General features: G+C 58.9%; 10 protein-coding genes. 2 read left to right on the top strand and 8 right to left on the bottom strand.

Translation table 11 applies throughout. The annotated features are described in order from the left end of the window. Positions 1 to 293 precede the first annotated feature (293 nt). Complete coding sequence (locus tag AC1Q5O_RS10540) at positions 294 to 1,271, top strand: glutathione S-transferase family protein (protein WP_223612558.1); 978 nt, start codon at positions 294 to 296, stop codon at positions 1,269 to 1,271. A 2-nt stretch (positions 1,272 to 1,273) separates the two neighbouring features. On the opposite strand, the gene AC1Q5O_RS10545 is transcribed toward AC1Q5O_RS10540, so the two are convergent. Then, positions 1,274 to 1,744: an NUDIX domain-containing protein gene (locus AC1Q5O_RS10545; RefSeq protein WP_492562802.1), complete on the bottom strand. Its 471-nt coding sequence runs from the start codon at positions 1,742 to 1,744 to the stop codon at positions 1,274 to 1,276. A gap of 357 nt (positions 1,745 to 2,101) precedes the next feature. Here AC1Q5O_RS10545 and AC1Q5O_RS10550 point away from each other — a divergent pair, with 357 nt between their 5' ends. Beyond that, on the top strand, positions 2,102 to 3,025 hold the full coding sequence (locus tag AC1Q5O_RS10550) for a metallophosphoesterase family protein (RefSeq protein ID WP_298704737.1): 924 nt from the start codon (positions 2,102 to 2,104) through the stop codon (positions 3,023 to 3,025). Between the two features lie 3 nt (positions 3,026 to 3,028). Here AC1Q5O_RS10550 and AC1Q5O_RS10555 read toward each other — a convergent pair whose 3' ends face one another. From AC1Q5O_RS10555 to AC1Q5O_RS10585, 7 genes are all read right to left on the bottom strand, one after another. Next, entirely contained in the window at positions 3,029 to 3,661 is a 633-nt protein-coding gene (locus AC1Q5O_RS10555; protein ID WP_492562805.1) for a hypothetical protein, read from the bottom strand. A gap of 75 nt (positions 3,662 to 3,736) precedes the next feature. Continuing rightward, entirely contained in the window at positions 3,737 to 4,501 is a 765-nt protein-coding gene (locus AC1Q5O_RS10560) for an alpha/beta fold hydrolase (protein WP_492562807.1), read from the bottom strand. Positions 4,502 to 4,557: 56 nt separating this feature from the next. Next, positions 4,558 to 6,258, bottom strand: a complete 1,701-nt coding sequence (leuA, locus tag AC1Q5O_RS10565) for a 2-isopropylmalate synthase (RefSeq protein ID WP_492562808.1) — start codon at positions 6,256 to 6,258, stop codon at positions 4,558 to 4,560. 304 nt (positions 6,259 to 6,562) lie between these two features. Then, complete coding sequence (locus AC1Q5O_RS10570) at positions 6,563 to 7,507, bottom strand: alpha/beta hydrolase (RefSeq protein ID WP_492562810.1); 945 nt, start codon at positions 7,505 to 7,507, stop codon at positions 6,563 to 6,565. Positions 7,508 to 7,811: 304 nt separating this feature from the next. Continuing rightward, positions 7,812 to 9,044 (bottom strand): ATP-binding protein, encoded by a 1,233-nt coding sequence (locus tag AC1Q5O_RS10575; RefSeq protein ID WP_492562812.1) that lies wholly within the window; start codon positions 9,042 to 9,044, stop codon positions 7,812 to 7,814. Between the two features lie 183 nt (positions 9,045 to 9,227). Continuing rightward, entirely contained in the window at positions 9,228 to 10,136 is a 909-nt protein-coding gene (locus tag AC1Q5O_RS10580; RefSeq protein WP_492562813.1) for a cation diffusion facilitator family transporter, read from the bottom strand. Continuing rightward, on the bottom strand, positions 10,136 to 12,319 hold the full coding sequence (locus AC1Q5O_RS10585) for an anthranilate synthase (protein WP_492562815.1): 2,184 nt from the start codon (positions 12,317 to 12,319) through the stop codon (positions 10,136 to 10,138). Before AC1Q5O_RS10585 ends, AC1Q5O_RS10580 begins: the two co-directional genes overlap by 1 nt. Between the last annotated feature and the right edge of the window lie 8 nt (positions 12,320 to 12,327).

The following is a 12,327-nucleotide window of genomic DNA, read 5'->3' on the forward strand; positions in this document are numbered from 1 at the left end:
TAAAGGAGTAGACAATGGCCTTTGGCCAACACAGGAAAGTCCGCCGCGCTGTTCAAGCGCCGGTTCGGGTTTCATCGTCGGATGAAGAGGAATCCTGTCACAAAATGTCTCCTTTTTTTCCGCGTAGCATCTCAGCCGCCCGCCGTAAACCGATTTTCGTGCGCCCATGGCAAAAAGTGACACTCTGTTCACCTGGACCGGGGTGGTTTGGACGGCATTTGTGTCTAGGTATAGGCAATCGGCAATAAACGCAGTTACCGTTGCACGCAGGTTTGCGAGCCAAGGAGTATGAAATGGGTCTTCTGATTGACGGCAAGTGGCACGACCAGTGGTACGACACCAAGGACAGCGGCGGGCGCTTCATCCGTTCGGAGTCGCAGTTCCGCAACTGGGTGACGGCGGATGGCTCTGCCGGTCCTTCCGGCAAGGGTGGCTTCAAGGCCGAGGCCGGGCGCTATCACCTCTATGTTTCCTATGCCTGCCCCTGGGCGCACCGCACGCTGATCTTTCGCGCATTGAAGAAGCTCGAGGATGTCATTTCCGTATCGGTGGTCGATCACTTCATGGGCGCCGAAGGCTGGACCTTCCATGCCGTGGATGGGGCCACACCGGATCATCTGTTCGGTTCGAAACGGCTTCACGAAATCTACACGCGCGCCGACCCGTCCTATTCCGGCCGCGTGACGGTGCCTGTTCTGTGGGACAAGCAGCAGAACACCATTGTTTCGAACGAGTCCTCCGAAATCATCCGCATGCTCAACACGGCGTTCGATGCCTTTGGCGATGCCTCACAGGATTTCTACCCCGAAGCCCTGCGTGGCGAGATCGACGCCGTCAATGCGCTGGTCTATCCCAATATCAACAATGGCGTGTACCGCGCTGGCTTTGCCACCACGCAGGAAGCCTACGGGGAAGCGTTCGACCAGCTGTTTGCCACGCTCGACCAGCTGGAAGAGCGGCTCGGCAGGCAGCGCTATCTCGCGGGCAATCGGGTCACCGAGGCGGACTGGCGGCTGTTCACCACCCTGCTGCGCTTCGATCCGGTTTATGTCGGGCATTTCAAATGCAACCGGCAGCGCATTGCCGACTATCCGAACCTGTCCAACTATACCCGCGATCTCTATCAGGTGCCTGATGTGGCCGGGACCGTGAACATGCTGCACATCAAGGCGCATTATTACGGCAGCCACAAAACCATCAACCCGACGGGCATCATCCCCAAGGGGCCGCAGCTGGATTTTGCCGCGCCCCATGACCGCGACCGGTTCTGAACTCACCAGGTGAGCGATATCTCGGCGCCGCCGAGAATTTCGGCAAGCCGCCGCCGCGTCGCGGCGGTGGTACCTTCCGGCAGGGCGTCGAGCCGGAAAAATCCGGCCTCGGCGATTTCGCGGTCCGGCACGCGCGGTGCGGTCTGCCGGAATGAACGGCAGACATAGAGCGCGACATGATCGCGCTTTGAAGCATGCGCGTTGTGATAGATGGCAAAAAGCTGCGGCCTGGCCGTCAGTTCGATATTGCCTTCTTCCATCAACTCTTTCGCCAGCGTGTGCTCGATCGTATGGCCGGTTTCCACGCCGCCGCCGGGAAACTGCCAGCCGGGCACATAGGTATGCCTGATGAGAAAAACCGACCGCGCCGCTTCGTCGAGGATCACGCCACGCGCGCCCAACGTCATCGGGCGCCGCAGGAGAAAATAGGTGTGAAACAGGCGATGCCGCCATTTCACGCTTTTGTCAGCCATTTCACCGGTCCTAGAGCCTTTCCTGCTTAAATAGAATCGTTCTGCCGGAGGGAATTTGGTTCAAGGTCGAGGGATTTGGCGAGACCGATGTCTTTCCATCGGGCGAAGCCGAAGCCCGATGGCATTGGGCCAAATTCACCCGGCCCTTCGGGTTTCCGGCTGGCGGACACCCACTTTGTCAGGCAGCAACGTCCGATGGATAAACATCGGCCTCGCTACCTTCCTAGTGGATTGTCTCGCCATCCGGGAAACAGAACTGGTTCTATTTAAACAGGAAAGGCTCTAAATGGGAACCCAGTAACGATACAAAGGTTCTAACACTGGATTCCTACGCTACACTCTCTTAAAGCTGAAATAATGTTCCGTCTTGCACATATCTCCGACATCCACCTGTCGCCCCTGCCCGCGCCGAGCCTGCGCGAGCTCGTGTCAAAACGCATCACCGGCTATATCAACTGGCGGTCCAACCGCAAGGGCTCGATGACCGGCGGTACGCTCGATACCCTGGTTGCCGATCTGAAGGCGCAGGCGCCGGACCATCTGGCGGTGACGGGTGATCTCGTCAACCTGGCGCTGGATGAGGAACTGGAGACCGCCGAACGCTGGCTGAAAACCCTGGGCAATCCGCATGACGTGTCCGTTGTCCCCGGCAATCACGATGCCTATGTGCCTGGCGCTTTGAGAAAAACCCGGCGCTACTGGGCACCATGGATGCTGGGCGACCGCGAGGCAGCCGAACAGCGCCCGGTTGAATTCCCTTACCTGCGGGTTCGCGGCGATGTCGCCCTGATCGGGGTGTCATCGGCGCGCGCCACCGCACCGTTCATGGCGACCGGCGATCTGCGCGACCGGCAGGCACGCCGCCTCGGCGAAATCCTCGATGAAACCGGCAAGCGCGGCCTGTTCCGGGTGATCATGATCCATCACCCGCCGGTGCGCGGCGCAGCGCCGTCGCACAAGCGGCTGCTTGGCATCGGGCTGTTCCAGCGGACCGTGCGGCGGCACGGCGCGGAACTTGTCCTGCATGGCCATACGCATCTGGCGACACGCTACGCAATCGACGGCCCTGGCTGGAAGATACCCGTTGTTTGCGTGCCTTCCGCCAGCCAAAGCTTCGGCGGCCACAAGCCGGCGGCCCGTTTCAACATCTTTGCCATCGCGAAGACGGCGTCCGGCTGGTCATGCCGTATGACGGAGCGCGGCATCGTCGACGCCGCCATGACCATCGGGACGATAGCCGAGCACGAGCTTCACGTCGGCGCTGTTTCCGCGCCCGCCTGAGCGTCAGAAATAGGGTGAAAGCCGGTCCCAGAAAAAGGCGAGCAGTGCGCCAGCACCCGCGAAAGCACCGATCAGCAGCCAGATGACCGCATTGACGAAATCATTCGCCATCGAGCGGTGCTGGCGAAGCGTGACCGCCGGTGCCGCCGCCGATTGCGGGGTGGGCTCGGCCGGGCCGGATGGCGCAGCAACAGCCGCAGAGCGCAGGCTGACCCGTTCACCCTCCATCATGCGCTGCCGTTCGACGATCCGCTCGGCAATGTAGGTGGTGACCGCGTCGGAGATCGGCTTCACCTCGGGCGACTCCGCCAGAACGCTCCGCCCAAGCCTTGTATCCCTGACAAAGCGATAGGTGCGCCTGTCCCGCCCCATCATCACATGCGCGGTGGCATCGATCCACAGGCGCGGCTGCAAGCCGGTGGAAATGGCAAAATCCCACTGCTCGTCATCGGCGGGGACTTCGTCGAAGACCGGCTGCAGATCCTGCGCCAGGATTTCGATCCGGGCGAGATCCGCTTCCTTCATGTCGATGACGACATCGCCGCGGTCGGCCGCTGCCACCTGCGCACCGCGGATGGCATCGCCGAGCCTGCGCCTGGCATCCATCGGGCTGATCTTGTCGTGCATCTCACTCATAGGCGTTTCCGGCAAGTGGGGTTAAGGCATCATTAACAATATGCGTCCGTCGTTGCATCACAAACTTGTCCGAATTCAGCCTGTGCGCACAGTTGTTGAAATGAGACGAAAAACCTCTCCCGGAATCTCCTCGACCAGCATATGTCCGGCCCCGTCAAAACGATGTATCGAGAACCGCGGCGGCAGCCCTTCCGATTGATACACCGGCAAGACATTGTCCAGCCGCCCCCATGCGACGGTGACCGGCATGGCGAAAGCCTGCAGGAAATCTCTTGGAATGGTCCCCTGCAAACCGTCTTTCATCATGCGCGCGAGAATGGCATCGAGCCGTTCGATCTGTCCCGGCTTTCGGCGCAGGTCCACGTCGCGCCGGATCATCTCTTCGGGAACAGGATTGCGCCAGCCGAACATGCCTTCCAACGCCAGCTGAAGCGCGTCATGTGTTCGGGCCGCCGCATAATGCCGAAGCAGCCGGCCATTGATATCGGGACCGAAGCCGCCCGGGGCCAGCAAAGTCAGCGAGGCCACTTTTTCAGCGGCAAAGACGGCAACCAGCGCGGCGGTGGCGCCGCCCATGGAGTGGCCGACCAGATGAACCCTTGGAATATCGCGTCTGTTGAGGCCCTCAACAACCGCCTGCGCGAAATGGCGGGCGGTTACCGCATCGGGGTAATCCAGCGACGCGCCATGGCCGGGCAGATCGAATGCAAGGGTCGGATGATCAGCGGAAATCGCCGTTTGCACCGTATGCCAGCCGGCGGCGGTTCCGCCAAACCCGTGCAGGAAGACGACGGGTATTCCCTTCCCCTCACCCATCTCGATTGCGTGCAACTGGTGCATGAAACGCTCCCAACAGAAAAAGGCCGCTTCGCAGCGGCCTTTTTGAGGTATCCGGCTTATTTGCCGATGATGCGGTTGGCCGCCGAGACAATGCCCTCAAGCGAGGCGGCAACAATGCTCTTGTTGATGCCGGCACCGAAAATCTTGCCGTTGGGATGCTCGATTTCCATGTAGCTGATAGCCGCTGCATCGGAACCGTGCTGGAGCGAATGTTCGGAATAATTGACGACCGAGAGCTTGAAACCGAGATAGTGCGACAGGGCATCAATGAAGCCGTCGACCGGGCCCGTCCCCCTGCCCTCGATCCGCTTTGTCTCGCCGCGATCGGTGATCTCGGCCGAGAGGATGCGCATGCCCTTGTGCTCCGTATCGGGATAGGTGTGGTGATCCACGAATTTCAGGCGGGCATCCGGCTGATCGACATAAAGCTCGATGAACCGTTCATAGATCCGCTTGGACGGCATTTCCTTGCCCTCTTCATCGGTGATCTGCTGGATGTCTTCGCGGAACTCCACCTGCATGCCGCGCGGCAGGTTCAAGCCGTAGTCAGCCTGAAGAATATAGGCGATGCCGCCCTTGCCGGACTGGGAATTGATGCGGATGATCGCCTCGTAGCTGCGGCCGACGTCCTGCGGATCGATGGGCAGATAAGGCACTTCCCACAGGGTCTTGTTGGCCTGCTTGATCGCCTTCATGCCCTTGTTGATCGCGTCCTGATGCGAGCCGGAGAAGGCCGTATAGACCAATTCGCCCACATAGGGGTGCCGTTCCGGAATCACCAGCTGGTTGGAATATTCGTAGACTTCCTTCATCCGGTTGATATCGGAGCAGTCGATTTCCGGATCGACGCCCTGCGTGAACATGTTCAGCGCCAGGGTGACGATGTCGACATTGCCCGTCCGCTCGCCATTGCCGAACAGGGTGCCTTCCACGCGGTCGGCACCGGCCATCAGGCCGAGTTCCGTCGTGGCGATGCCCGTTCCGCGATCATTGTGCGGATGCAATGAAATAATCAGGTTTTCACGGTTGTCGAGCTGGCGGCACATCCACTCGATGCGGTCCGCATAGACATTCGGCGTCGACATCTCGACCGTCGACGGCAGATTGATGATCAGCTTGTTGTCAGGGGTCGGCTTGACGATTTCCGTGACCGCATTGCAGATCTCCAGCGCCACGTCGAGCTCCGTTCCGGTAAAGCTTTCCGGCGAATATTCGAAGCGGAAACCGCCGCCGGCCTTTGCCGCCATGTCGGTGATCATCTTGGCCGCATCGGTGGCAATGGTTTTGATGCCGCCGACATCCTTGTTGAAAACAACCCGGCGCTGCAATTCACTGGTCGAGTTGTAGAAATGGATGATCGGCTTGGTCGCGCCCTGCAGCGATTCAAAGGTACGGGTGATCAATTCGGGACGGCACTGCACCAGGACCTGCAAGGATACATCGTCGGAAATATTGCCTTCCTCGACACACCAGCGGGCAAAGTCGAAATCCGTCTGCGATGCCGAGGGAAAGCCGATCTCGATTTCCTTGAAACCCATGTCGAGCAACAGGGCGAACATCCGCACCTTGCGGTCGTGGCCCATCGGGTCGATCAGTGCCTGGTTGCCATCGCGCAAATCGACGGAACACCAGATCGGTGCCTTTTCGATGCGCTTGGACGGCCATTGCCGGTCCTTCAGATCAACCGTGGGATAGGGCTCGTATTTCTTGCGGGCATCGGGCATGCCCATGGTGCGGGGAGCGGTCATATCGGTCATTTGCTTCTCGTTTCCGGCCGTCTGCGCATCTCTGGCGCTGGTGCGGCACTTTTTCAAGCGTTGGAATGGTCTTGTAAAGGGGTAAGGAGCAAAAAGCCTGGCGGCACTTTCGACCGCCGGACGCTCCTCTCAACGAGCCCGGCGATCGCCGATAAGGTCGAGAAGAAGCGGAAGGAGATAGGCGCGGCTGGTCAAACCCGCAAAAGCGGATTTGGCAAAAGACGACAAATGTGTCTGGCGCGTTTCCATGGGCCAGACAATTAAACGACTGTCCGGCCGGATGCAAGAGGTGTTCGCAGGGAACTCAGTTCTTCTTCAACTCGGCGCTCGTTCCCGAAAGCCACTCGCTGACAACCCGCACGTCGTCATTGCCGAGGCCATGATCGGATTTGATCGACTTCGCCTCGACCGTTGCCCCGTGCGAACGCAGCAGGGTCGCAAGCGCCGGCGCGAACGGCGCATAGGTCTGGTCGGCAACGCCGGAAACCGTCAGGACCCGTGCACCCGCGAGATTGGCATCGGTATTTTCCGTCAGCACCGGCATGGAGCGCAGCAGCACCGCCTGCTTGACCATGTCCGGATAGAGCATCATCACCGCGCCAACCAGGTTGGCGCCGTTCGAATAGCCGAGGAATGTCGTGCGGTTGAGATCGATCTTGTACTTCTCCGTCGCCTGTTTCAGGAAACCGGCGAAGGCCTTGGCTTCGACATGAATGTCCTTCTGGTCGAAGCTGACCGCCGTCAGACGGCGGTACCACCGGCTGGTGCCATCCTGCATGACCCGGCCGCGAACGGCGAGCAGAAGCGCATGCGGCGCGATCTTGGTGGCGAGGGAAACAAGGCTGGTTTCGTCCTGGCCCGAACCGTGCAGGAGAACCATTGCATCGCCATTGGGCTCATCCGGCCGGTAGAGCCGGTATTTGAACGCAAGGTCGTCCCGCAGCGCGTTCTCGCCCTGTGGAAGAATCTCGCCCTTCACTGCCTTTTTCAACATGCCTGCACCGCCTGTTGCAACGATATTGATGGGCTGCGCCTTCTCTGGCGCGGGCACCACGGCCTGCAGCTTCTGCCCGCAGGCGGCCGTGCTAGTTTTACCGGTAACCGCAAGCGGATCAACCGGGTTCGCGGGGGCCGGTACCTTCGCTGCCGCCGGCTTCTCACAGTCAATGATGATCCGTGCGCTGGCGGGATAGGCCGCAGCGATCAATGAAAGTCCGGTGAGAAGTGCGTAGAGGGTCGGTTTACCCATAAGTTAATCCTGACAGTTGAAGGTTAACTAATTTCGTAAACAGCCGCGGTTGTCCGCCCGGCGCTGCCTGCGTTTTCGGCGCTCGATTCCCTGGAGAATGGATGCTTGCCGCCAAATCCTGTGTCCCCTGACTGACGCCCCCGGCGCTGCATCATTGATGGAGAAATTGCTTTGCTTGATGATGGTGTCATTCAGCGGCTCTGCTATGTCAATATAATTGTAACAAAATCATGACAGCTCGAAACATTGCGTGACAAATGTTGCCGCCGTGCACCGGTTTTTGTAGTTCTCCAAACCATGTCCATCAGTTCCAGAGATGCGAGACCGGCACGGCAAACATGTTGGAACCGAATGGAACGACCTTATCGCCATCATAGATGAGTATGCCCGCGATGAACCGGCCTTTGGTTACCTCTGAAAGCTTACGCATTCCACGAAAATCCTCAGATAGCACGGTAGCGGATGCTTTGACTTCAATCCCCACTATCCCGCCCCGATTGTCTTCAAGAACAAAATCAACCTCTTCCTGGGTCCTGGTTGTCGTTCTGAAATGATGAATGGATATTCCTCGCGCCTGCATCCATCCGACCTGTTTAAGAAGCTCGCCAAAAACAAAGCTTTCCAGCAAGTGGCCAAACACATTCCGGTCTGACCTGATTCCATCCATTGTGACGCCGAGTACGGACGCAAGCAGCCCGCTATCAAGAAAGTGAAGTTTTGGCGACTTGGTCAGCCGCGATATCTGATTGTTATGCCATGGTTCCACTGAGTGAGTGATGTACAAGGCCGTGAAAATATCGAGATAGCGTTGGACGGTCTTGCGATCCATCGCCAGAGCAGCACCGATTTCGCTGAAATTGATGAGTTTTGCCGAATAGTTTGCAAAGAGACGGATCAGCCGCGGCATGTCACCAATACGGGTGATATCAGCGATGTCGCGCACGTCCCGCTGAATGATAGCGTTTATATAATCGAGATACCATTTCGTGCGTCGCTCTGGCGTGGAGCGTGCAATTGCTTCGGGATAACCACCCGCCAGCACAATCTCGATTAATTCCGGGCCCGAAACAGATATTCCCTTAACCGGCGCCACCTGGCCTTGAAAAGCCAGTTCAAGGAAGGTTGACTTCTGCCCGCTAATTTCGCCCCGCGCCAACGGCATCAGTGTAATCACTTCCATCCGTCCCGCGAGGGAATCGGCGACTGTTGGCAGCGTCATGATGTTGGCCGAACCGGTCAGCAAGAAGCGTCCCGGGCGCGGATCGTCATCAACACTTTCCTTGATAGCAAGCAATAAACCAGGCGCTCGTTGAATCTCGTCAATCGTCACGCGATCCAGGCCTCTTATGAAACCTTTGGGATCAGCTTTGGCAGCATTCAATATCGTTGCATCGTCGAGCGTAAAATAGCTCCTCGACGAGTCGGACACAGACTTTGCCAAAGTCGATTTTCCCGCCTGACGCGGTCCTGCAATCAGCACCACTCGACTGTCCGTCAGAGCGGACTTGACATCTTGTGCAGAAAATCTCGGATACATTTTCTAACTGCTTGAACCACTTGCAAAATTGATCCTAAGATACAAAACGGGATTTCACAATACACAAAACGGGATTTTACCACGCACAGAATGGGAATAAAAGTGGCGCAAAAAGGGATTTAAAGCACCAAATTGCCGCCCCAACCAAGAGCCTTGCCCGCATCGCCCACAAGGTTGGATCGCTCAGGCGAAGGGAACGGCAGCCGTGCCGATCGGCAGCTTGGCCTCTTCTTCCGGTTCGACGTGAATGACGACACTCGAATCGGGAATCTGCTGCATCAGCGCATTTTCCATCCGGTCACAGATGACATGCGCGTCGCCGACGCTCATGCTGGCATGAACGACCAGATGAAACTCGATGAACGTCACCCGCCCGGCAACGCGCGTCTTCAGGTCATGCACCTCCAGCGCACCGCCGGCATTGGCCGAGATGATGTCGCGGATGCGCATGGTTTCATCGGAGGGAACACCCACATCCATCAGACCTTGTACGGACGACCCGATCACACCCCAGCCTTGCCAGAGGATGTTGAGCGCAACGATCACCGCAAGCAGCAGATCGAGGAACGTCCAGCCGGTGATCACGGCACCGACGAGACCGATGAACACACCGATGGAGGTCACCACATCGGTCATGATGTGCTTGCCGTCCGCCAGCAAAGCCGGCGATTTGTACCGGCGGGCACGGCTGATCAGCAGCGTGGCCCACAGGGCGTTCACAAGCGAGGCACCGCCATTGATCGCCAGACCCAGCCATGGTTCCTCCATGACCTTGGGCATCTCCCAGGCGGACCAGACTTCCCGCAGGATCAAGAGCGCCGCCACGACGATCAGCACGCCCTCGAGCACCGCCGAAAAATACTCGGCCTTGTGGTGCCCGAAGGGGTGATTCTGGTCGGCGGGCTTGTGGCTGACACGGATCGCCCACCAGGCGGCAAGCGCTGCCACGACATTCACGATCGATTCCAGTGCGTCGGAGTAGAGCGCAACAGAACCGGTAACGTGATAGGCGGCATATTTCAGTGCCAGCACGCCCATGCCGACGAAAATCGACCAGAATGCCAGTCGCTGGACGACGTTTTCACCTTCCATCAGGCAGCTCGCTCCTTGGCCTTGCGCGGCAGGTGCGCCACGATGTTTTCAATCATGCGCATGCCCGCATTATGCCCGAGGGTCATAATCGATTCCGGATGGAATTGCACCGCCGCAATCGGTTCGCTCTTGTGTTCGAAAGCCATGATGACCCCATCTTCGGTCTCCGCCGTCACGATGAACTCATCCGGCAGCCGCACGGGATCGGCAAAGATCGAGTGATAACGGCCAACCGTGACCTCCTTCGGCAGGCCCGAAAAAATCCTGCCCTGCTTTGTAATCCGGATACGTGACGGTTTTCCATGCATCGGAACGTGCAACTGCCGCAGCGTGCCGCCATAGGCTTCCGCCAGTGCCTGCAAGCCGAGGCAGACACCGAAGATCGGCAGGTCGCGCTTGCGTGCGTTCTTGATCGTTGCCTTGCAGTCAAAATCCTCCGGCGTGCCCGGCCCCGGCGAAAGCACCACCAGATCAGGTTTCAGCCGGTCGAAGATTTCATCGGGTACCGGCGTGCGAACGGTGGTCACGGTGGCGCCCGTCTGCCGGAAATAATTGGCGAGCGTATGGACGAACGAATCCTCATGGTCGACAAGCAGGATCGACAGCCCCTCGCCGACCCGCGCAACGGCGCGTTCTTCCACGGGGATATTGCTCTTGTGCGCCTCGCGCACCGCCGCAATCATCGCGGAAGCCTTGAGTTCGGTTTCAGCCTCTTCCTCTTCCGGAACGGAATCGAACAGCAGCGTCGCTCCCGCCCGTACCTGCGCGATGCCGTCCTTGATGCGGATGGTGCGCAGGGTCAGACCGGTGTTCATGTCGCCATTGAAATTGACCATGCCAATGGCCCCGCCGTACCAGGCGCGCGGGCTGCGCTCGTTCTCTTCGATGAAGCGCATGGCCCAGAGCTTTGGCGCTCCCGTCACCGTCACAGCCCATGCATGCGACAGGAAGCCGTCAAAGGCGTCCATATCCTCGCGCAGACGGCCCTCGATGTGGTCCACGGTGTGAATAAGCCGGGAATACATTTCGATCTGGCGGCGGCCGATGACACGCACGGAACCCGGCTCGCACACCCGGCTCTTGTCATTGCGGTCCACGTCCGAGCACATGGTGAGTTCGGACTCGTCCTTCTTGGAATTGAGCAGTTTGATGATCTGCTCGGCATCGGCAATCGCGTCCTCGCCGCGCTTGATCGTTCCCGAAATCGGGCAGGTCTCGATGCGGCGGCCAACGACGCGCACGAACATCTCCGGCGAAGCGCCAACGAGATATTCATTGTCGCCCAGATTGATGTAGAAGGAATAGGGCGACGGGTTGATGGCTTTCAGACGGCGCGAAATGACCGAAGGCTTGGTCTCGCAGCGCTCGTAGAATGTCTGGCCCGGCACCACTTCGAAGAGATCGCCGCGCTTGAAGCTTTCCTTGGCTTTCTTGACGAGTTCCGCATAGTCGCCGGGATTGTGGTCGCCGCGACCCGGAATCGTGCTCGTCGGCTTGAATGCCCTGGCTTCGGTTTCGCGCGACAGGCCTTCCGTGGAAGCGCCCTCGAACGCGTATTCATACCGGTCGAGCCATGCCTTGGCGGCGTGGTGATCGACAACCAGAATTTCGTCCGGGAGATAGAGCACGATGTCGCGCTGGTCGTCCGGCCGCTTCAGCTTGTACTGGATCGGATCGAACTGGAACGCGAGATCATAGCCGAACGCGCCATACAGGCCGAGATTGGCATCCTCCTCGCTGAAGAACAGGGCGACGATGCCGCGCAATACCGTGAAAACCGAAGGGATGCGCGAGCGTTCTTCTTCGGTGAACGGACGGCTCGGCAGGGCGATTTCAAGGTCGAGCTTCGTTGCGCCTGCGGCAGAAATCGACACTTCGGCAAGGGCCGAAACCGCTTTGTGGATCGGGCGCAACAGGATTTCACCGCGCTTGTTCAGCGCCTCGATCGTCATATGCCGGCCGTTGGAGGTGATGACAACCGGAGGATCGATAATGGCCGTATCCCACCGCGTGTAACGGCCGGGATATTCATAATTGGACGAGAAAACTGCCCCGCGCCGTTCATCCAGCCCGTCGACATAGCTGTCGATGGCGCTGGCATAGGCAGTCGCAATGCGTGACCGGGAGATGGTAACACCGCCTGCCGTGTCGAATATTTCCACGTCGCCCTCAATTCTATGCATCATCATTT

Source organism: Phyllobacterium sp. MT110, assembly GCF_058792715.1.